Source organism: Amycolatopsis sp. NPDC051061, assembly GCF_040682935.1.
Classification (GTDB): Bacteria; Actinomycetota; Actinomycetes; order Mycobacteriales; family Pseudonocardiaceae; genus Amycolatopsis.
This window is the reverse complement of sequence record NZ_JBFBBZ010000032.1, coordinates 27060-49072: the sequence shown is the minus strand read 5'-3', so window position 1 is coordinate 49072 and position 22013 is coordinate 27060. Positions and strand designations below refer to the sequence as shown.

Annotated in this window: 15 protein-coding genes; 11 read left to right on the top strand and 4 right to left on the bottom strand. The window is 70.3% G+C overall.

The genetic code is table 11. From position 1 onward, the window contains the following. Window positions 1-55: 55 nt before the first annotated feature. Together AB0N03_RS34910 and AB0N03_RS34905 are read left to right on the top strand one after the other, a co-directional pair. Entirely contained in the window at window positions 56-3073 is a 3018-nt protein-coding gene (locus AB0N03_RS34910; protein WP_364380893.1) for a DEAD/DEAH box helicase, read from the top strand. Continuing rightward, window positions 3066-3797, top strand: coding sequence for a hypothetical protein (locus tag AB0N03_RS34905; RefSeq protein ID WP_364380890.1), 732 nt, complete (start codon window positions 3066-3068; stop codon window positions 3795-3797). The genes AB0N03_RS34910 and AB0N03_RS34905 overlap by 8 nt, the downstream gene beginning before the upstream one ends. Here AB0N03_RS34905 and AB0N03_RS34900 read toward each other — a convergent pair. Continuing rightward, complete coding sequence (locus AB0N03_RS34900; protein ID WP_364380887.1) at window positions 3794-4912, bottom strand: NAD(P)/FAD-dependent oxidoreductase; 1119 nt, start codon at window positions 4910-4912, stop codon at window positions 3794-3796. The genes AB0N03_RS34905 and AB0N03_RS34900 overlap by 4 nt on opposite strands. Window positions 4913-4992: 80 nt before the next feature. Between AB0N03_RS34900 and AB0N03_RS34895 the strand changes: the two genes are divergently transcribed. Next, window positions 4993-5658 (top strand): TetR/AcrR family transcriptional regulator, encoded by a 666-nt coding sequence (locus tag AB0N03_RS34895; protein ID WP_364380884.1) that lies wholly within the window; start codon window positions 4993-4995, stop codon window positions 5656-5658. An 11-nt stretch (window positions 5659-5669) separates the two neighbouring features. Here AB0N03_RS34895 and AB0N03_RS34890 read toward each other — a convergent pair whose 3' ends face one another. Beyond that, entirely contained in the window at window positions 5670-6701 is a 1032-nt protein-coding gene (locus AB0N03_RS34890; protein ID WP_364380881.1) for a LacI family DNA-binding transcriptional regulator, read from the bottom strand. 170 nt (window positions 6702-6871) lie between these two features. Between AB0N03_RS34890 and AB0N03_RS34885 the strand changes: the two genes are divergently transcribed. Genes AB0N03_RS34885 through AB0N03_RS34870 form a run of 4 tightly spaced genes read left to right on the top strand, consistent with a single transcriptional unit; the run spans window position 6872 to window position 12511 of the window. Next, on the top strand, window positions 6872-7816 hold the full coding sequence (locus tag AB0N03_RS34885; protein WP_364380878.1) for a sugar ABC transporter permease: 945 nt from the start codon (window positions 6872-6874) through the stop codon (window positions 7814-7816). Continuing rightward, window positions 7813-8634, top strand: coding sequence for a carbohydrate ABC transporter permease (locus AB0N03_RS34880; RefSeq protein ID WP_364380875.1), 822 nt, complete (start codon window positions 7813-7815; stop codon window positions 8632-8634). Before AB0N03_RS34885 ends, AB0N03_RS34880 begins: the two co-directional genes overlap by 4 nt. Next, complete coding sequence (locus AB0N03_RS34875) at window positions 8631-11264, top strand: family 78 glycoside hydrolase catalytic domain (RefSeq protein WP_364380872.1); 2634 nt, start codon at window positions 8631-8633, stop codon at window positions 11262-11264. Before AB0N03_RS34880 ends, AB0N03_RS34875 begins: the two co-directional genes overlap by 4 nt. Next, a complete protein-coding gene (locus AB0N03_RS34870; protein ID WP_364380869.1) occupies window positions 11261-12511 on the top strand; it encodes an extracellular solute-binding protein in 1251 nt (416 codons plus the stop codon). The genes AB0N03_RS34875 and AB0N03_RS34870 overlap by 4 nt, the downstream gene beginning before the upstream one ends. On the opposite strand, the gene AB0N03_RS34865 is transcribed toward AB0N03_RS34870, so the two are convergent. Both AB0N03_RS34865 and AB0N03_RS34860 read right to left on the bottom strand, forming a co-directional pair. After that, entirely contained in the window at window positions 12512-13330 is an 819-nt protein-coding gene (locus tag AB0N03_RS34865; RefSeq protein WP_364380866.1) for an aldo/keto reductase, read from the bottom strand. It abuts the gene before it with no gap. Between the two features lie 29 nt (window positions 13331-13359). Further along, window positions 13360-14376 (bottom strand): LacI family DNA-binding transcriptional regulator, encoded by a 1017-nt coding sequence (locus AB0N03_RS34860; RefSeq protein WP_364381076.1) that lies wholly within the window; start codon window positions 14374-14376, stop codon window positions 13360-13362. Window positions 14377-14703: 327 nt separating this feature from the next. Between AB0N03_RS34860 and AB0N03_RS34855 the strand changes: the two genes are divergently transcribed. The 4 genes from AB0N03_RS34855 to AB0N03_RS34840 all read left to right on the top strand — a co-directional run bounded on the left by AB0N03_RS34855 (window position 14704) and on the right by AB0N03_RS34840 (window position 22011). Next, window positions 14704-14901: a LuxR C-terminal-related transcriptional regulator gene (locus AB0N03_RS34855; protein WP_364380864.1), complete on the top strand. Its 198-nt coding sequence runs from the start codon at window positions 14704-14706 to the stop codon at window positions 14899-14901. Window positions 14902-15140: 239 nt separating this feature from the next. After that, window positions 15141-17810: a family 78 glycoside hydrolase catalytic domain gene (locus AB0N03_RS34850; protein WP_364380861.1), complete on the top strand. Its 2670-nt coding sequence runs from the start codon at window positions 15141-15143 to the stop codon at window positions 17808-17810. 28 nt (window positions 17811-17838) lie between these two features. Beyond that, window positions 17839-19434, top strand: a complete 1596-nt coding sequence (locus AB0N03_RS34845; protein WP_364380858.1) for a carboxylesterase family protein — start codon at window positions 17839-17841, stop codon at window positions 19432-19434. 24 nt (window positions 19435-19458) lie between these two features. Beyond that, a complete protein-coding gene (locus AB0N03_RS34840; protein WP_364380855.1) occupies window positions 19459-22011 on the top strand; it encodes a glycoside hydrolase family 3 C-terminal domain-containing protein in 2553 nt (850 codons plus the stop codon). Window positions 22012-22013 lie beyond the last annotated feature (2 nt).

The window sequence follows — 22013 nt, the reverse complement described above, 5'->3', positions numbered from 1 at the left end:
GTCTGCCGTGCGACGATCTGGAGGAAACCCGGATCGGACGAAGGAGCCTCGGACCTTGCCCTTGGTGCACGCGCTGTGGTCGCCGGGCCGGGGTCTGCTGCTCTGGGCGGAGCGCGACGGAGGTCCGGCCGGCACGTCGAGCCGTTCGGCGCGGATCGCGCTGCCGCATCCGTTCGCCGTCTCCAGCGCGCAGCTGACCGCTCTGCATCCCGGCAAGCCCACGTCGGCGACGGTGCTGCTGCCGTCGCGGGCGAACCGGCCGCTCGCCTCCTCCGAGCCGGCGGCAGGAGGTAAGCGGAGTGTGCCGTCGTTGCGGCCGTGGTCGGTGCCGGCGTTGATCGTGGACGCGACCGAGCTGGACGACCTCGACGACTCGGCCTCGTACGGCGCTTCGGTCACCTACCTGCGGGCGGTGGCCCGCCTGGCCGCGGATCTGGTGCGGCGCGGGCGGGTACTGCCGACCCTGGTCCGCCAGGGCGACGCGGCGGAAGCCCGGTGGCGCCCGGTGCTCCAGGGCGTGGATTTCGTCGCGTTCGACGCGCTGGTCGCGGCCATGCCGCCGGTCGGGCGGGCCGAGCAGATCGCGCCGCTCACCGGGGCCTCGCCGCGCGCGCTCGGCACCGATGCCCTCCACACCCTGGTCGACACGGCGGTCCGGGACCGGCTGGCGCGGGCGGATCCGCACGTCGACCTGCGCGGGGGCCCGGGCGCGGCCGGGGTGTGGCTGTCCGCTTTGCAGGGCGGCGGTGCCCGCGTCGAGCTGCCGCTGGACGAGCTGGGTGTCCTGGCCGACGCCGTCGCCAAGTGGGACGGGGTCGCCGATACCGACGTCGTCGACGGCCGGGCGTGTTTCCGGCTGGCCGAAGTCGGGACTCTACGTCCGCCGGACGCGGACGATCCCGACGACCAGACCGGTGACGGCACCAAGTGGCAGCTGCAGTTCCTCCTGCGCGCGACGGCCGATCCGAGCCTGCTGCTGTCGGCGGGGCAGATCTGGTCGGGCGAGGCGAACGGGCTGGTCCGGGATCCGAAGGGGCTGTTCGTCGCCGAACTGGGCCGGGCCGCGCTGGTGGAACCGATGCTGGCGCCGGCCTTGCGCCGGACTCAGCCGGCCGAGTACGACCTGACCGTCGAGGAAGCCGAACAGTTCCTCACCTCGGGCGCGAATCGGCTGATCGAGGCCGGGTTCGAAGTGCAGCTCCCGGCCACCTGGGACGGCCGGCGCCGGCTCGGGCTGCGGCTCTCCGTCCGCAGCACGCCGTCGGAGCAGGTCGTCGCCCGCAGCCGGGTGGGCCGCGACGAGCTGGCCGCGTTCCGCTGGTCGATCGCGGTGGGCGACGACGAAATCGGCCAAGAAACACTGGCGAAGCTCGTCGCGGCGAAGACGTCGCTGGTGCGGCTGCGGGGCAGGTGGATCAGCGTCGACGCCGACCGGCTCCGCGCCGGTCTCGAGTTCCTGCGCCGCGACCCGCACCGGCAAAGCCACCGCCCCACCGCGGCCGAGCTGCTGGAGCTCGTCCACCGCACGCGGGAGGCGCCGCTCCCGGTCACCGACGTCAGCGCCGACGGCTGGGTCGGGGACGTCCTGGCCGGGCGGGTCCACCGGACCCTGCGGCCGGTCGAGCTGCCGTCGTCGTTCCGCGCCACCTTGCGCCCCTACCAGCAGCGGGGTGTCGCCTGGCTGGCGTTCATGTCGGCGCTGGGGCTCGGTGCGTGCCTGGCCGATGACATGGGCCTCGGCAAAACCGTCCAGACGCTGGCGCTCGAGGCCATCGAGCGGGCAGCGGGCGATCGCCGGCCGACGTTGGTGCTGTGCCCGATGTCGCTGGTCGGCATGTGGCAGCGGGAGGCGGCGAACTTCGCCCCCGGCCTGCGTGTCCACGCCCACCACGGCAGTGCCCGCGCGCACGGGGACGAGCTCGCCGAGCAGGTCACCGCGGCCGATCTCGTCGTGACGACCTACGCCACCGCCGCCCGTGACGCCGGCGAACTCGAGACGTTCACCTGGCGGCGCCTGGTGCTCGACGAAGCGCACGCCATCAAGAACGCCGACACAGCGACGGCCAAGGCGGTGCGCCGGTTCCCGGCCGGGCACCGGCTCGCCTTGACCGGCACCCCGGTGGAAAACCGGCTGGCGGACCTGTGGTCGGTGCTGGACCTGCTCAACCCCGGGTTGCTCGGCAGCCGGTTCGAGTTCCGGCAACGGTTCGCGGCCCCGATCGAGCGCAGCGGCGACACCGCCACGGCCGCCGCGTTGCGCCGGCTCACGCAGCCGTACCTGCTGCGCCGGGTGAAGACGGACCCCGCGATCGTCCCCGAGCTCCCGGAAAAGATCGAAATCAGGCAGGAGTACCGGCTCACCCGCGAACAGGGCACGCTGTACCGCGCGATCGTCGACGAGATGATGAAGAAGATCGAGAACAGCCAGGGCATCAAGCGCCGTGGCAACATCCTCGCCGCGATCACCAAACTCAAGCAGGTCTGCAACCACCCCGCGCACCTGCTGCACGACGGTTCCCCGATCGGGCACCGCTCCGGCAAGGTCAGCCGCCTCGAAGAAATCCTGGCGGAAATCCTGGCGTCGGGCGATCGGGTGCTGTGCTTCACCCAGTACACCGAATTCGGCCACCTGCTCGTGCCCCACCTGTCGGACCGGCTCGGCGTCGAAGTCGCGTTTCTGCACGGCGGCCTGGCAGCCGGGGCGCGAGACGCGATCGTGGAACGCTTCCAGGCCGGCGACGGGCCGCGGATCCTGTTGCTCTCGCTCAAGGCCGGCGGATCCGGGCTCACGCTGACCGCCGCCAGCCAGGTCCTGCACCTGGATCGCTGGTGGAACCCGGCCGTGGAGAACCAGGCCACCGACCGCGCGTTCCGGATCGGGCAGGGCCGGAACGTCCAGGTCCGGAAGTTCGTCTGCCCGGGCACCATCGAAGACCGCATCGACACCCTGATCACCAGGAAACGCGCGCTCGCGGGAATGGTCGTCGGCGCGGGCGACAGCTGGCTCACCGAGCTGTCCACGGACGCGCTGCGCGGGGTGCTCACGCTGGGGGAGGACGCGATCGATGACTGAGCCACTTTCGTGGTGGGAGATGCGGTTCATCCGGGCGTTGACGGCGATCGGCGTCCTCCTGCCCGCGCCCGGCCGGGGACGCGTCACCTCCTTGGCGGTCGGCGCCGGGCGCGTCGACGCCGAGGTGCGGGACGGCCGGCCGCACCAGGTGCGAATCGGCCTGACGGCGTTCGGGAAAGCGGACTGGGCGACGATCACCCACGCCCTCGCCGCGAAAGCGTCGACCACGGTCCTGCTGCTCGCCGGCGAGCTGCCCCGGGACGTCGAACAGATCTTCAAAGCGGTCCGGCTGCCCCTGTTCCCGACGTCGGCGCGGGAGGTGTCGCTGGACTGCACGTGCCCCGACGTCGAGGTGCCGTGCGGCCACCTGAACGCCGTCTTCTCGGCGCTCGTGGCGCGGGTCGGCGATGATCCGTTCACGATCCTCGCGCTGCGCGGCCGGAACCGCGAGACGCTGCTCGAGGAGCTGAAGAACCGGCTCATTTCCGCTGAGCCGCTCGATCCTGACGACCGGTCGCCGGCCCTGACCGAAGTCATGGACACGTTCTTCGACTGCGGTCCGGCCCCAGGCCTGGGCGGCGCGGCGCCGTTGCACGGGCCGCGGACGTCGTCCGACGCGCTACTGGACCAGGCCCCGCCGTTCGCGATCAAGGTGGGCGGCGAAGACGTCGCCGAGCTGCTCCGGCCGGCTTACCGGGCACTCGCCGGAGAGCACGGCCCTTAGCTCCCGGCGAAGGCCTTGATCAGGTTGTGGGGGGTGCCCTCGCCCAGCATCACGTAAAGATCGGGCGCCTCGGCCTCGGCTGCCGCGCTGCGGGGGAACAACGCCTGCTCGTATTCGGTGAGCGCGGCCTCGACGTCGCCGGGGTGTGCGGCGATGGCCCGGCCGAGTTCGGCGCCGTCGTACATGGCCAGGTTGGCGCCTTCGCCGTTGGGGGCGGTCAGGTGGGCGGCGTCGCCGAGCAGCGTCACCCCCGGCGTGCGGTCCCACCGGTGCCCGGGGGGCAGGGTGTGGATGGCGCGCAGGACCGGCGAGGTCTCGCCGGCGGTGACCAGCGCGGTGAGGTGCGGGGCCCAGCCGTCGAATTCCCGCACGATCCGGGCGGTGGCCCCGGCGCGATCGGTGAAGTCGATGTCGGCGAACCAGTCCTGCGGTCTGGCGAGCATCACCCAGGTGTGGAGGTTCCCGCCGCGCTCCCGGTGGGCCAGGATCCCCCGGCCCGGCTCGAGCACCATCATCGCGCCGTCGCCGACGGTTTTCGCGCTCGCCGGGTGCCGGGTGTCGCCGTCGAACAGGTGGGTCTCGACGAACGAAATGCCGGTGTACTCGGGCGTCGCGCCGGAAAGCAGACGGCGAACCCGGGACCAGGCGCCGTCCGCGCCGACAAGCAGGCTGGTGGTGGCGGTGGCGCCGTCGGCGAAGGTCACTTCGTGGCGGCCCTCGCCCAGAGCGCGCACGCCGCTGACCTTGTGTCCCCATCGGACGGTGCCGGCCGGGAGCGAGTCGAGCAGCAGCTGCCGCAGTTCGCCGCGCTGCACCTCGGGATTGCCGCCCGTGCCGTCGTCGGGCACGTCCAGCAGGAGGTTGCCGTCGAGGTCCAGGAGACGCATCGCCTGACGTCCCTCGAGGATGAGCTCGCGGAACTCTTCGGTCAGGCCCGCCGTCTCCAGCGCCGGCTGTCCGTTGTAGTCGCGGATGTCGAGCAGCCCGCCCTGGGTACGCGCCGACGAAGACGTTTCCGCCTCGTGGACCGTGGCCGGGATGCCGTGCACGTGCAGCACGCGGGCGAGGGTCAGGCCGCCCAGCCCCGCTCCGATGATCGTGACCGGTGTCGTCATGGTGTCCTCCGTTGGATCGTCGCTCCAATCAAGCTAGCACAAAATTGGATCGTAGCTCCAATCATGCGATACTGGAGCGCATGGTGAAGAGGAGCCCCCGGCGCACGGACGGCCTGTCCAGGGAAGTGATCATCCAGGCCGCGACGGAGCTGCTGGACAGCGGCGGTGAGCGCGCGTTGACCCTGCGCGCGCTCACTGTTCGGCTGAGTACCGGTTACGGAGCGATCTACCACCACGTCGCGGACAAGAACGACCTGCTCGCGACGGCCACCGACGACGTCATCACCCGCGTGCTGTCCGGCGTGGCCGCCGACGCGGATCCCCGCGAAACCCTGCGCGGCCTGGCGCTGGGCCTGTTCGACGCGATCGACGCGCACCCCTGGGTCGGGGCGGAACTCTCCCGGCAGCCGTGGCGGCCCGCGCTGCTGGACTTCTACGAAAGCATCGGCAGGCTGCTGGACGCACTCGCCGTCCCCGAGCGGGCGCGCTTCGACGCGGCCGGCACGCTCGTGAACTACGTTCTCGGCGTCGCCGTGCAGAACGCCGCGAACGCCCGGTACCTGGTCGGCGGCGACACGGACCGATCGGCCTTTTTGGACGATGTCGCCGCACGATGGGCGCACGTGGATCCCGGCCGGTACCCGTTCGTCCACGCGACGGCGACGCAGTTGCGGGAGCACGACGACCGCAAGCAATTCCTTGCCGGCGTGGACATTTTCCTGGCCGGTATCGCGGCTCTGAGCTAGCGACGCCGATCTCAGGCCCGTGGGGGAGCGGTGGTGCGCCGCGGGACCAGTTTCGGGGACAGCTTGATCTGTGCCGCCGGGCGGGTGCGGTCGGCGATGCGTGCCAGGAGGAGCCGGGCGGCGTCGGTGCCGATGTGGTGCCCCGCCTGGTCGACGCTGGTGAGCGAGATCGGCCCCAGCGCCGCGACGTTGGTGTTGTCGTAGCCGGCGAGGGAGATGTCCTCGGGAACGGACAGGCCGGCTTCGGACAACGCGGTCAGCACACCCATGGCGACGATGTCGGCGCCGGCGAAGATGGCCGTCGGCCGCTCGGGGCGGCCGAGGATCTGCTGGGCGCCCAGGTAGCCACCCTCCTGGGTGTAGCTGGTGGAGACGATGTCGACGGTCAAACCCCTGGCCGCCATGGCTTTCCGGTAGCCGTCGGCGCGGACCGCGTTGGGCATTTCGGCGAGGCGGGCGGGGTCGGTCTCGTGGTGCTCGATGTGGGCGATGCGGCGGTGGCCGAGGTCGGCGAGGTGGTCGACGACGAGGGCGGCGCCGACGGTGTCGTCGTCGGTCACCGTGTCGTAGCGGGCCGACCGCGTGTGGCGGCCGACCACGACCGTCGGGACCGTGGTGGCGAGGCGTTCGAGGCGGGCGTTCGACATGACCGGGGCGATGAGGACGAGCCCGTCCATGCCGCGGTCGACCATCGCGTCGGTGAGCTTGCCCTCGTCCTTCTCGTTGTCGCAGCTGGGGCCGAGCAGCACGTGGTAATCGGTGTCGCGCAGCGTGTCGGTGAGGCCGTCGAGGATCTCGGGGAAGAACGGGTTGCGGATGTCGGGCAGCATGACGCCGATGGTGTAGGTCTGGCCGCGCAGTCCCCGGGCCGCGGCGTACGGGCGGTAGCCGAGCTCCTCGATCGCCTGGTGGACTTTCGCGCGCATGGCGGGGCTCGCACCGTAGGCGTTGCGGAGGACCTTCGACACCGCTGTCGTCGACACTCCTGCGTGGCGTGCGACGTCGACGATCGTCACTCGCCGTTGTGGCTCCGCTCGGTCCATGTGGGAAACGTTACCTGGCTTGCGCAAGCCCGACATCAGGCATCTTGACGTGTCTCCCGGTGACTCTTAAAGTCGTCCGCACCCTTCAGTGGGCAACGTTACCCAAAGATTCTTGACCAGGGCCGATGCGTCGGCCGCAACGTTGAAACGTTCAAACAAGGTGGGCGCCAATGACTGTCGCCATCAAGGACCGACGCGCGGACGCCGTCGCGAAGCCGCCGGACCGGCGCCGCGGCCGGGGGAGCCGGCGCACGACCCCGCCGTGGTGGTTCACCGTGCCGGCGTTGCTGCTGTTCGCGTTCGTGGTGCTGGTGCCCAGCGCGCGGGGTGTCTACTACGCCTTCACCGACTGGGACGGCCTTTCGCCGGACTTCTCCTGGATCGGCTTCGGCAACTTCGCGGACATGCTCGACGATCCCGCGGCCACGCAGGCGATCTGGCACACGCTGGTGATCGCGGTGGCGATCACGGTCGTCCAGAACGGGATCGGCCTCCTGCTGGCGCTGGGGGTCAACACGATCATCAAGTCCCGCAACCTGCTCCGGGTGTTCCTGTTCGCGCCGGCGCTGGTCACGCCGATCGTGTCCGCCTACCTGTGGCGCAACATCCTCGGCCCGGACGGGGCCATGAACAGCCTGCTCGACACGGTGGGCCTGGGCTCGTGGCGGCAGGACTGGCTCGGCGACCCGGACATCGCGCTGTGGTCGGTCGTGGGCGTGATCGTGTGGCAGTACGCCGGCTACTCGATGGTGATCTTCGTGGCCGGGCTGCAGTCGATTCCGCGGGAGATCCACGAGGCGGCCGCCATCGACGGCGCCGGCGCGGTGCGCCGGTTCTGGTCGGTGACGCGCCCCCTGCTCGCGCCGGCGGTCACGATCAACCTGATGCTCTCGATCATCGGCGGGCTCAAGCTGTTCGACCAGGTGTACGCACTGACCGGCGGCGGCCCGGGCCACGCGACCGACACGCTCTCGACGTTGATCTACAAGGACGCCTTCACCCTGGGCGAGTTCGGCTACAGCATCGCGCTGGCGGCGGTACTGGCCGTCATCGTCTCCGTGGCGTCGACCGGGCAGTACGTCGGTCTGTCGCGGGCCGAAAGGGCGGCGTCGTGAACCGCTACCGTGCCCGCACGCTGACGCTGGAACTGGTGATGATCGCCGTCGGGCTGGTCTTCGCGTTCCCGGTCTACGTGCTGGTGAACCTGGCGATCCGGCAGCCGTCGGACCCGTCGTCGCCGCTCGCGCCGACCACCTCGCCGACGTTCGACAACTTCACGCAAGCGTGGGAGCAAGGCGCGCTGGGCGGGGCGCTGGCCAACAGCGTGCTGGTCACCGTCGGCTCCGTGGTCGTGATCCTCGCCGTCTCCGCGCTGGCGGCCTATCCGCTGGCCCGGGTCGCCGCCCGCTGGTCGCGGTGGACGTTCCTGCTGATCATGCTGGGCCTGGTGCTGCCGTTCCAGCTGGCGGCTTTGCCGCTGTACCAGACGATGCGGGATCTCGGGCTGCTCGGGACGCCGTGGGCGCTGATCCTGTTCTACTCCGGACTGCAGGTGCCGTTCACGACGTTCCTGTACGTCGGATTCCTGCGCGCGATCCCGCGCGAATTCGAGGACGCCGCACTGATCGACGGCTGCACGACCCTGCAGGGCTTCCGGTACGTCGTGCTGCCGATGCTCAAGCCGGTCACCGTGACCGCACTGGTGCTCAACACGGTCGCGGTGTGGAACGACTTCTTCACCCCGCTGCTCTACCTCAGCGGCGGGGCCCAGCAGACGTTGCCGGTCGCCATCGCCGGGTTCGTCGGCCAGTACGTGTCGGACTGGAACCTGATCTTCGCCGCGCTGGTGATCAGCATCGTGCCGATCCTGGTCGTCTACTTCGCGCTGCAACGCAGCATCATCAACGGTTTCGCCGGAGGGCTCAAAGGATGACGGAAACGCTGACCCCGTACGGACTCCAGACCGAGCAGCGCCACGAGCCCCTCGGTCTCGGCGAGCCGCACCCGCGGCTCTCGTGGCGGCTCGCCAGTGATCGCCACGGTGCCGCGCAGAGCGCCTACCGGATCACCGCCGCCGAACGCGCGGCCGACCTCGACGACCCCGCGCGCCTGCTGTGGGACAGCGGACGCCGGGAATCGGCGGACAGCGTGCTCGTGCCGTGGGACGGTCCGGTCCTGCGCTCGGCCACCCGGTACCACTGGCGCGTCGAGCTGTGGGACGAGACGGGTACCGCGGCGGGAGCGGGGGAGAGCTGGTTCGAGACCGGCCTGCTGCACCGCGACGACTGGACCGCCGTGTGGATCGGCCGGGATTCCCACGCCCAGCCGGTGTTCGACCCGCCGACCGACCACGACCAGCCGCTCGGTGAGCCGCCGCTGAACCTGCGCCGCGAGTTCGAGCTGACCCGGGAACCGGTGCGGGCCCGCCTGTACGCCACCGCGCACGGTATCTACGAGGCGTCGCTGAACGGTGCGCGCGTGGGCGACGTCGAGCTGGCCCCGGGGTGGACGGAGTACCACCACCGTCTCCAGTACCAGACCTACGACGTCACTTCGTTGCTGCGAAAGGGGAGCAACGCGCTCGGCGGAGTCGTCGCCGACGGCTGGTGGTCCGGGTTCGTCGGGTTCGACGAGCGCCGGCCCGCGCGGCACTACGGCGAGCACCCGGGTTTCTTCGCCCAGCTCGTCATCGACTTCGCCGACGGCTCGCGCCAGGTCGTGGCCACGGACGCGGCCTGGAGCGAGCGGCCCGGCGCCGTCCGGTTCGCGGATCTGCTGATGGGTGAGCACGTCGACGCGTCCGTTGTGGACCGACCGTGGCAGCCGGTGGCCGTGCTCGGCACCGAGCCGGGTCCGCTGGTGGCCGAACCCGATCCGCCGATCCGCGTCACCCACGAAGTGCGGCCGATCTCGCTCACCGAAAGGGAACCCGGACGGTTCATCGTCGACTTCGGACAGAACCTCGTCGGCCGCGTGCGGCTGGCCGTCCGCGATGCGCCGTCCGGTCGCCGGATTGTGCTGCGGCACGCGGAGATCCTCGACGACGGCGAGCTGTACGTGACGAACCTGCGGCGGGCCACGGCCACCGACAGCTACGTCACCGGCGGCGAGCCGGTGGAGGTGTTCGAGCCGCGGTTCACCGTGCACGGCTTCCGGTACCTGGAAGTCAGCGGATACGCCGTCTCGGTAGACGACGTGGTGGCCCGGGTGGTGCACAACGACACGCCGTGGACCGGGCAGTTCGAGTGCTCCGACCCGATGGTCAACCAGCTGCAGGCCAACATCCGCTGGGGCCAGCGGGGCAACTTCGTCGCGGTGCCCACCGACTGCCCCCAGCGCGACGAGCGCCTCGGCTGGCTCGGCGACGCCCAGATCTTCGCCCCGACCGCCAGCCGCAACGCCGACGTCTCGACGTTCCTGGCCCGCTGGCTGGCCGACGTGGTCGACGGCCAGGACGCCGACGGCGCGTTCGGCGACGTCGCCCCGCGCATCGCGATGCCCCGCGAGGCCGCACCGGCGTGGGGAGACGCCGGCGTGATCGTGCCGTGGCACCTGTGGCGCACCTACGGCGACCGGCGAGTCCTGGAGCGCTGCTTCGACGCGATGATCGCGTGGGTCGCGCACATCCGCCGCCACAACCCGGACCTGCGCTGGCGGCACCGGACCGGCAACTCCTACGGCGACTGGCTGCAGATCGACGTCACCACACCGCGGGACGTGCTCTCGACGGCCTACTTCGCGCGCAGCGCACAGATCGTCGCCTCGGCCGCCGACGTACTGGGCCGGACCGACGTCGCGGACGAACACCGCGCCCTGCACGCGTCGATCCGCGCCGCGTTCATCGAGTCCTATGTGGACGACGATGGCACGGTCGAAGGCGGCACCCAGACCGCGTACCTGCTGGCCCTGGCGTTCGGGCTCGTGCCGGACGAGCTGGTGGCGGCCGCGGTGGACCACCTGGCGGCGGACGTCGAGAAGCGCGGCAACCGGCTCACGACCGGGTTCGTCGGGGTCGCGTTGCTCTGCCCGGTGCTGGCCGACCACGGGCGGGCCGATTTGGCGTACGCCCTGCTGCAGCAGGAAGAGTTCCCGTCCTGGGGGTACTCGATCCGCCACGGCGCCACCACGATCTGGGAACGCTGGGACGGCTGGACCGAACACGGCGGGTTCCAGTCCGCCGCGATGAATTCATTCAACCACTACAGCCTCGGCAGCGTCGGCGACTGGCTCTTCGGCCGGGTCGCCGGCCTCGACCAGGCGCCCGAATCCGTGGCCTACTCTCAGCTCCTGCTGCGTCCGTTGCCCGGTGGGACGCTGACCTGGGCCCGGGCCGAACAGGAGACGGCGCGGGGCCGCGTCGCCTGCGGCTGGTCCCTCGACGGCGACCGCATCACCGTCACCGCCGTCGTCCCGCCGGGAACCACCGCCGTGCTCGAAGTCCCCACCACCGACCCGGAGAGCATCACCGGCCGCGAAGGAGCGCTGGACCGGACCGGCACCGCCCTCCGGCTGACTTCCGGCCACCACGTCGTCACCGCAACCTTCTCGAAGGAGCAGCCATGAAGATCCGTCACATCCTGCTGGCCGTGACGACCGGCGCCACGCTGGTCGCCTGCAGCGGGGGCACGAACGCCGCCGCACCCGGCGACAACACCCTCTCGCTCGCCTCGGTCGACCAAGGTTCGGTCGAAGACGTCGTCAAGGCCTTCGAAGCGGCCAACCCCGGGGTGAAGGTGAACTTCACGACGAGCGGCGCGGATCAGTTCCAGCAGCAGATCCGCACCCGGCTGTCGTCCGGCACCGCGCCCGACGTCATGTCGGTGTGGCCGGGCAACGGGAACCCGGGCACCGTCACCGTCCTGGCCAAGGGCGGCTACCTGCGGGACCTGTCGGATCAGCCGTGGGCCTCGAAGTTCCCGAAGGTGGTCAGCGACGTCGCTCAGTACGGCGGCAAGACGTACAACGCGATCTACGGGATCAACGGGATCGGCGCGGTCTACAACCAGGAGGCCATGACCAAGGCCGGTCTGACCCCGCCGTCGACGTGGACGGAGCTGCTCGCGTTCTGCCGCGCGGCCAAGGAAAAGGGCACGCCCGCGTTCGCGCTGGGCATCCAGGACAACTGGGTCACCCAGGTCGCCCTCTACCCGTTGGCCGCGACCCTCGTGTATGGCCAGGACCGCGACTTCGAGAAGAAGATGGCGGCCGGTCAGACGTCCTTCGCGAAGTCTCCGTGGGCGGCGGCGTTCGCGAAGTACGGTGAGATGGACCAAACCGGCTGCTTCCAGGAGAACCCGCTCGGCACCAGCTACGAAGCCAGCCAGAAACTCGCTGCGACCGGCAAGACGCTGGGCATCATCCAGGGTAACTGGGTGATCTCGTTGCTGAAGAAGCAGAACCCGGGCGGCACGTTCACCCTCAAGCCGGTACCGGCGACCGACGACCCGAGCCAGACCATCGTCCCGGCGGCGGCCGGCGCGGGCTACGGCGTCAACGCCAAGGCGAAGAACCCCGAGCTGGCGATGAAGTTCATCAGCTTCGTGATGTCCCCGCAGGGCATGAACCTGTTCGCCGGCAAGCAAGGCGGCCTCCCGGCTTTGTCGGACACCGGGTTCAAGCTCGACCCGTCGCTGACGGAGCTGTCGACGTACATCGGCCAGAACAAGACGGTGCCGTTCATGGACCAGCTGTGGCCCAACCCCAAGGTGCAGCAGACGATGCTCACCGGCATCCAGGAGGTGTTCAGCAAGCAGTCGACCCCGGACAAGGTCCTGGCGGCGATGGACGCGGACTACCAGTCCGGCGCCTGATCAGCCGGCCGACAAGGAATCCAGCTCGTGCGGAGTCAGCTCGACGGACGCGGCCTCGGCCAGCTGCGCGACGTGCGCGGGACGGCCGGTTCCGACGATCGGGACCAAGACGGCCGGGGACGAGGTCATCCACGCGACCACGACCTGCTGGACGGTGAGGCCCCGGTCCTCGGCGACTCGCCGGAACGCGGGCAGCTCGGCGGTCAGCCCGCGGGCGACCGCCTTGCCGCCGAGCGGCGAGTACGCGAGGTACGGGATGCCTTCGCGACCGCAGTACGTCAGGGTTTCGTCGTCTCGTGCCCGAGGTGAGTAGTGGTTCTGGACCGCGTCGATCGTGGTGATCGCCCGAGCCTTCTCCAGCTGTGCGACGGTCACGTTGCAGAGTCCGACGTACCGGACCTTGCCCTCCTCGCGCAGCGCGGCCAGTTCCGCGACGCTGTCTTCGACCACTGTGGACGGATCGTCCGCGCGGTGCAGCTGGAACAGGTCGAGGGTGTCCCGGCCCAGCATCCGGAGGCTCTGCTCGCAATCCCCGCGCAACGCCGCGGGGGAGCCGTCGACGGGGAACTCCGCCGGGCCGGCGCGGAAATGGCCTCCCTTGGTCGCGACGAAAACCGAGCCGCCGTCCGGGTGCGCGGCCAGCGCCTGGCCGATCAGCCACTCGTTGTGGGAGGGGTGGTCGACCGTCGTGTACGCCCGGGCCGTGTCCACCAGCGTCACGCCGTGCTCGATCGCCGCGTGGACAGTGGCGATCGCGCCGGCCACGTCGGGTTCGTCGGCCAGGGACCAGCTCGCGCCACCGAGTGCCACTCTGCTCACCGGCGTTCCGCCGATCGAGACGTGCCGCATCATTGCTCCCTGGGTGAACTGCCGCGGTAGGTCGAAGCCCGCACGACCAGCTCCGGCGTGAAGGTCACTTGCCGGTGTTCGTGCGCCGGGTCGGTGGTCTCCTGCAGGAGCAGCTCGGCGGCGGTGCGCCCGAGCTGCCGGCGCGGCTGGCGGACCGACGTGAGGGGGACGGTCGCGGCCGCGGCGAACTCGATGTCGTCGTAGCCGACGATGGCGAGGTCGTCCGGGACGCGCAGGCCCAAGCTCGCGCACGCCTGGAGCAGGCCGAGCGCCAGCAGGTCGTTGGCGCAGAACGCCGCGCTCGGCCGGGTCGCGGCGGGCAGGCCCGCCAGGCGCCGGCCCGCGTTGCCGCCGTCCGCCACGGCCATCTGCGACGTCGTGAGGTCGACCAGGCGGTCCGGGCCGAGGCCGGCGGCTCGCAAGGCCCTCAGTGCGCCTTCACGACGTTCGCGCACCTGGCCGATGTCCAGCTCCCCGCCGACGAAGGCGATGCGCCGGTGGCCCTGGTCCAGGAGGTGGCGGACCGCGATCTCCCCGCCCACGACGTCGTCGACGGCCACGGAACAATGGCGGTCGGTCTTCGGCGTCCGGTCGACGATCACCAGTGGCGTGCCTCGGCGCGCGATCTCGTCGAGCAGCGGGGAACCGGGATCGACCGGGGTGATCAGGATGCCCTGCACCTGCTGTTGTTCCAGCCGGCGGAGGTAGGCCGCCTCGCGCGCGGCGAGAGTGGCGCTGTTGCACAGGAAGAGCGGAAGATCGGCTTGGTCCGCCGTGTCTTCCATGCCGGCGGCGACGTCGGTGAAGAACGGGTTGCGGCCGTCGAGCATCACGTACGCCCACACCCGGCTGTGCCCCACCCGGAGGTGACGCGCCGTCTCGTTGCGGACGAACCGCAGCTCGGCCATCGTGGCCTCGACCTTCGCCCGGGTCGCGTGGCTGACGAGATCGGGCCGGTTGAGCACGTTGGACACCGTGCCGACCGAGACCCCGGCCGCCGCGGCGACGTCCTTCATGCCGACCGCGCGGCTTCCCTCCGGCCTGGTCCCGTGCACACCTTTCGCCGTCATCGCGATCCCCTCGTCGAGTCGCCGGGTGCGGTCTATGAAATCGTTTCACCACTGCGTCGAGGCCGGCCGTTGACTTCCTGTTCTGGGCCATAGTAGCGTCACCGATCGAGTGTTGAAACCTTTTAATCCGGAGGACGCGATGATGCGGCAGGATCCGGCGGCACCATGCCGGGGCGGCTGACCGGACTGCCCGCGGTGTCCGGGTTTCGGCGTGCCTGCCGTCCGCCGCGACGAGTCGCTGTTTTCCGACGCCGGCAAGAGGACGGTGGACCTGTGAACGCTGTGCTCGAGCGCGAGGAGGTTGCCTTGCTGGCTCTCTTCGCGGAAGGGTTGCCGCTCGACATCGTCGCGCGGCGGCTGGAGCTTTCCGACCGGACCGTGCGCCGGCGGATGCGCTCGATCTGCGATCGGCTGGGTCTGGCCACCCCCATTCAAGCGGTGGTGTGGGCGGTGCGGCGGGGGTTGGTCTGACCGGTGGAGCAGGGGCGTCCGAATTCGGCCAAGCTCTTGTCTCCCAGGACAAACCCTCGTAACCTCGATGCGAGGTAAAACGATTCATCCTCGAATCGGGGCCGGTTCCCCGCAGGCCTCACCGGAAGCTGCTGTGCGCCAGGATTTTCGCTCCCGCTGCTCGCTGTTTTCTCTCGTTCCGCGAGGCTGCTCGGCCAAGGAATGAATCGTTTCAGAGAACCCGCCCGAAAGGACACCGGATGAACCGCCGGAGCCTCGTTCTCACCTTTCTCGTCGCGCTGGTGCTGGCGTCCCTGTCGTCGGCGGCGACCGCCGCGCCAGGAGGCGCTCCGACCTTTCTGCGGACGGAGAACCTCGTCGATCCGCTCGGCATCGACGTGATCAAGCCGGTGCTCAGCTGGCTCCCGGGACGGGACCAGGCCGCCTACGAGATCCGCGCGACCCTCGATGCGGGACGTGCGTTGTGGGACAGCGGCAAGGTGCGCTCAGGCAGCACGTCGAACGTCGCCTACGGTGGCTCCGCCCTGCACGCTCGTGACCACGTCCGCTGGCAGGTCCGCACCTGGGACACCGCCGGACGCGTCTCGCCGTGGAGCGCGCGGGCGAGCTGGGAAATGGGACTGCTGTCCGCCGCCGACTGGTCCGCCCGCTGGATCGAGAACCCGTCCTACGACTACACCCGGCCCGACGGGAAGGAAACGCCGCTGCCGGTGTTCGGCAAGGCCTTCTCCGTGCACGGCCCGGTCAAGCAGGCGCGCCTCTACACGACCGGTCTCGGCATGTACGCCGCGACGCTCAACGGCCGTCCGGTCGGGGACGCCGTGCTCGAACCGGGCCAGACCACCTACACCGCCGAGGTCGACTACCGCACCTACGACCTGACGCGCGTCCTCAAGCCGGGGACGAACACGATCGGCCTGCAGACCGGCAGCGGCACGTACCAGCGGGTGAAGACCCCCGGCCGGTATTTCTTCGGCAACACTCTCGAGCAGTACACGGTGTACGGCGAACCGAAGGTCATCGCCCAGCTCGAAGTCACCTACCAGGACGGGCATCGCGAGGTCGTCTCGAGCGACGGCACCTGGCGCACCGCGCTCGGCCCGACGACGTTTTCGTCGTGGTGGAGCGGCGAGGAGTACGACGCCCGCCGCGGAGACGGTGCGGGGTGGCAGCAGGCGAGCGTCGTGCAGCTGACGCAGACCACGACGCCGCGGGACACGACGCCGTTGCGTGCCAACCCGCGTCCGCCGGTCACCGTCGCGGAAACCGCGCGGCCCACCGGCATCCGCAAGCTCGCCGACGGCTCCTACCTCCTCGACTTCGGCGCGAACCGGTCCGGTTGGCCGAGTCTGTCGGTCGCCGGCCGGGCGGGCGACACCGTCACCATGATCCCGGCCGAGAAGCTCGCCGCGGACGGCACGCCGGACATCGCCAGCACGGGCGCGAAACCCGGCAATCAGATCGCCTACCGCTACACCCTGTCCGGGCACGGCGTCGAGAAGTGGCACCCGCAGTTCACCTACAGCGGCTACCGGTATCTGCAGGTGAGTGGTCTGCGTACCGCGCCTGCCAAGGACACCGTGACCATGGACGTCATCCACGCGGCGAACCCGGGCGCGAGCGAGTTCACCTCGTCCAGCGACCTGCTCAACCAGATCCACACCATCACCGAGCGGTCGATCCAGAGCAACATGATGTCGGTCCTGACGGACTGCCCGGACCGGGAGAAGGGGCCCTACACCGGCGACAACCTGCACAACATCGACGCGTTGCTCACCGACTACGACATGTCGGCCTTCCAGCCGCAGCTGGTGCGCAACATGGCGACCGCGCAGCGGCAGCCCGGTGACGAATCACCGGGCTTGATCGCGAACATCGCGCCGGAGTTCCACCGCGTCGCCCCGGTCAAGCTGCAGTATCCGCAGGGCACCATCGAGTTCCTCGACGAGGTCAACTGGGGTGGCGCGATCGTCCGCATCCCGTGGCAGCTTTACCAGACCTACGGCGACACCCGGACCATGACGGCCTACTACGGCAACATGGTGGCGTGGCTGGACTACGAGGCCGCGAACAAGGCCGCCAACAACGGTGACATCCCCGGGCTGGGGGACTGGTCCGCGACGGACAACACCACGCCGATGCAGCTGGCGATCATCGCCGCCTACTTCACCGCCGCCCAGGACATGGCGAGCATCGCGCAGGTCCTCGGTAAGGCCGCCGACCACACCAAGTACACGGCGCTGGCCGGGCAGCTCGCCGCCGAGTTCACGACCCGCTTCCGGCACGTCGACGCGACCGGCGTCTTCTACGGCAGCGACAGTGAAGCGTCCAACGCCATGGCTCTGGACGCGGGCCTGGTCGCGCCCGCCGACCGGGTCGCGGTGCTCGCCCGGCTGGTCGCGTCGGTGCGCAAGGCCGGTGACCACATCACCACCGGTTCGGTCGGGCTTGGCCCGCTGTTCCGGGCCCTGCAAGCGGGAAACCGCGACGACGTTCTGTACGACATGGTCGTCAACCCGACGTCGCCGGGCTACGGCTACCTGGTGGCCAGCGGTCACACGACGTTGTCGGAAAGTCTCGACGGTGGCGGTTCGCAGAACCACCACTTTCTCGGCGAGGTCGACGCGTGGTTCGTCCGCGGGGTCGCCGGCATCCGGCAGGCTCCGGGCTCGGTGGGTTACCGCGATCTGGAGATCGCTCCGGCGCTCGTCGGCGACCTGACCCAGGCGTCAGGCAGCTACCGGACGCCGCTCGGGACGGTCAGCAGCAGCTGGACGAAGTCCGCGCACGGGTTCCGGCTGGAGGTCACCGTGCCACCGGGCGCCACCGCCACCGTGCACCTCCCGGGGCGCGACAAGTCCGTGCACACCGTCGGCTCCGGCCAGTTTTCGTTCACCGTCGCGATGTGACCGAGGAGGTCCGATGTCAGCCTCGAGGATGACCCGCAGGACGATGATCGGCGGCTCGCTGTCCGTCATCGCCGGGATGAGCATGCCGTCTCCGGCACTCGCACGGGGCACGGCGAGAACAGCCGAGGCGGCGACCCGGTACGGCAAGGTGCGCGGAAGGCGCGAGGACGGCGTCGTGAAGTTCCTCGGCGTTCCCTACGCCACGCCGCCACTGCGCGAGCTGCGGTTCAAGGCCCCCCAGCCACCGAGAAGCTGGCACGGCGTGCGCGACGCGGTGGACTTTCCGAATCCGGCGTTTCAGGTGGCGGGTGGCGAGATGGGCCCGACCGGCAACGGCCGGATGCCGGCACCATCGGAAGACTGCCTTTACCTCAACATCTGGACCCCCGCCGCGGACGGCCGGCGGCGGCCGGTGATGTTCTACAACCACGGCGGCGGCTACATGATCGGCTCCGGCTCCGCCACGGGGCAGGACGGAACCCATCTCGCGCAGCTCTACGACGTGGTGGTGGTCGAGTCCAACCATCGACTGGGCCTGCTGGGCTACTTGTTCCTCGATGACCTGGCCGGCGGCGACTACGCGGCCAACCAGGGGATGCTGGACATCCTCGCGGCGCTGCGCTGGATCAGGGAGAACATCGAGAACTTCGGGGGCGACCCGGACAACGTCATGGTCTGGGGCGAGAGCGGTGGCGGCGCCAAGACCGCGGCCGTGTACACCATGCCGGCCGCCGCGCCACTGTTCCACAAGGCCTCGATCGAGAGCGCCGCGCCGCTGCGTTTCCCCACCCGCGACGGCGCCACCGCACGGGCCAGGCGAACCCTGGAGCTCCTGGGACTGAGCACCGCGGACATCCCCAAACTGCAGGACATTCCGGCTGCGAGGCTGCTGGAGATCCAGCAGTCCGAAGCCGCGAACGGCGTGGCGCCCTGGGGCGATCCCGACCCGCTGCCCGGTTTCGGTGCTTTCGTCGACGGCACGGTCATTCCGCGGCACCCCTTCGCCGATGGCGCAGCGCCTTTCTCGGCCGGCAAGCCGTTGATGTGCGGCACGTGCCGCGACGAAATGGTGTTCTTCAGCCTCTTCGGGCCACCTGACATCTTCCGCATCGACGAGGCCGGTCTGCGCCGGGAGCTGAGCAAGACGTATCAGGGCGCGGAACTGGACGAAATCATCACGACCTTTCACAGGTCGAGGCCCGGCGCGACGCCGGCGCAGCTGTACTTCGCGATCACCACTTCGCCGATCTGGCGTGACGCGATCAAGATCGCGGAGGCCAAGGCGGCGCAGCACGCGGCGCCCGTGTTCATGTATCAGCTCGCCTATGAGAATCCGACCTTGGTGCCCGGTACCGATTTCCCGATCGGCTCGCCGCACGCGTCGGACATCCCCCTGAAATTCGCCAACACCGGCGCCGGTCCGCCCGGGCAGCTTGCGACCGCGCGGCACATGAGCGGACTATGGGCGGGCTTCGCTCACCACGGCCGTCCCACCGCGGCGGACGTGCCGGCCTGGCCCGCCTACACGCCGAAGAACCGTTCCACGATGTGGCTCGACGCCGAATGCACGATCGTCGACGATCCGGACAAGACCGAAAGGCTGTTCTGGGAGAACCACGCCTGATCACCCCACTCGAGGAGGATTTAGATGGACGTCACCCGCCGGTCGATGTTGAAGTTCACGGGAGCGGGCGTGGCCGCCACGGGCGTCGTGGCCGTGCTCCCCGCCGGACTGGCGGAGGCCGCGCCGCCTGGTGGTGCGCTCCGCGCGGCGCCGGTGGCGTCCGCGGAAGCGCAGGCGGCCGGAAAGCGGGCTCGTCAGCTGGTGGCCCGGATGACCCTGGACGAGAAGATCGCCTACTGCCACGGCATTCCCGCCACGAGAGGCTTCACGGGCCACATCCCCGCCAACACCCGCCTCGGCATCCCGGCGCTCCGGCTGGCCGACGGGCCCAGCGGCGTCGGCAACGGATCCGTCGGCGTCACCCAGTGGCCGGACTCCAAGGCCCTGGCCGCCACCTGGAACCCGAACACGGCGACGGATTACGGGAAGGCCTACGGCGCCGAGCAAGCCGCCAAGGGACACAACGTCGCACTCGCGCCGTGCATCAACATCCTCCGGCTGCCGCACTGGGGCCGCTCGTTCGAGACCTACACCGAAGACCCCTTCCTCAACGGACAGCTCGCCGCCGCCACCATCCGTGGCATCCAGGCCAACCACGTCATCTCGACGGTGAAGCACTTCGTGGCCAACAACCAGGAGATCCTGCGCAACTCGATCGACGTCGTGGTGTCCGAACGCGCTCTGCAGGAGATCTACTTCCCGGGGTTCCGCGCCGCGGTGCAGCAGGGGCAGACCGGGGCCGTCATGACCTCCTACAACAAGGTCAACGGGACGTGGGCCCACGAGAACCGGCTGATCGTGCAGGACACGCTGCGCGACGCGTGGGGCTACGACGGCTGGGTCATGTCGGACTGGGGCGGCACCCACAGCACCGTCCAGACCGCGAAGGCCGGCTCGGACACCGAGATGCCCGGCGGCACCTACCTCGGCGACGCGCTCAAGGCGGCCGTACTTTCCGGCGCCGTCAGCCAAGCCCAGCTCGACACGATGGTGACCCAGGTCCTCACGCCCATGCTCCGCGTCGGGCTGTTCGACCACCCGCTGCCCGATCCGGAAACCGTCGTGGACACCGTGGTCTCCACGCCGGCGCACCTCGACCTGGCGCGCCGCATCGGTGTCGAGGGCAGCGTGTTGCTGAAGAACGACGGCCTCCTGCCGCTGGCGCGTCCCCGCAGCATCGCGGTCATCGGCGACGCGGCCGACGCGGGCGCGCAGACCCACGGCGGCGGCTCCGGCAGCGTCACCTCGAACGGTCCGGTCGTGACTCCGCTGGCCGGGATCCGCGCCCGGGCCGGCTCGATCCCGGTGACCTACGCACGGGGCACGCTCGGGATCGCGGCGTTGCCCGTCATCCCGGCCTCGGCGTTCGGCGCCGGGCTCACGGTCACCTACTACGCCTCCACCGACCTGACCGGCGACGCGCTGGGTACCGAAACCGTCCCGAACCTCAACGTCACCGCGACACCGGCGGCGGTCGCGAGCCAGACCGACGGCTGGTCGGCGCGCTACACCGGCACGTTCCACGCCGCCGCCGCGGACGGCTACCGGTTCAGCCTCACCGCCGGCGGCCTGACCACGCTGAGCATCGACGGCAAGGTCGTGCTGACCTACCTGCCGGGCCGGGAGTCCGTCCAGAACGCGTTCGTCACGCTGAGCGCGGGCGACCACGCCGTCGAGGTCACCTACGTCTCGGCCGCGCCGGCCGGCGGGCGCGCGCCACGCACGTCCTTGGTGCTCGGTTTCCAGGCCGGGTACGACCGGCTGCACCAGGAAGCAGCCGCGGCCGCGCGGGCCGCGGACGTGGCCGTCGTGGTCCTCGCCGACGTCACCAGCGAGGGCATGGACCGTTCGACGCTCGCGTTGCCGGCCGACCAGGACGCGCTGGTCGCCGCCGTCGCGGCGGCCAACCCCCGGACGGTGGTCGTGCTGAACACCTCGGGCGCGGTCCTGATGCCGTGGCTCGGCAGTGTCAGGTCCGTCATCGCGAACTGGTACGCGGGTCAGGAACAGGGCAACGCGGTGGCGGCGATGGTGTTCGGCGACGCGGAGCCGGGCGGCCGGCTGCCGGAGACGTTCCCCGCGACCGACCAGCAGGGCCCGGCCAAAACGAGCGTCGAGTTCCCCGGCGACGGCGTCCACGTGTTCTACGACGAGGGGCTGGCGATCGGGTATCGCTGGTATCAGCACTCGGGGGAGAAGCCGCTGTTCCCGTTCGGGTACGGCCTGTCGTACACGAGCTTCCGGCTCGGCGACCTCCGCGTGTCCCGCACGCCGGGTGGGCTGCGCGTCCAGGCGTCGGTGACGAACACCGGGCGTCGGGTGGGCTCGGAAGTCGTTCAGCTGTACGTCGCTGCTCCGGACGCGGCTCAGGAACCGGCTCAGCAGCTCAAGGCGTTCTCGAAGGTGACGCTCGAGCCGGGCCGGCGCACGACGGTGACGCTCGACGTGCCGCGGGACGAACTCGCGGTCTGGCTCACCTCGAGTACGGGGTGGACCGTGGTGCCGGGGGAGTACGTCGTCGGCGTGGGCACCTCGTCCGCTGATCTGCCGCTTCGAGGACGCATCGCACTGTCCTGACG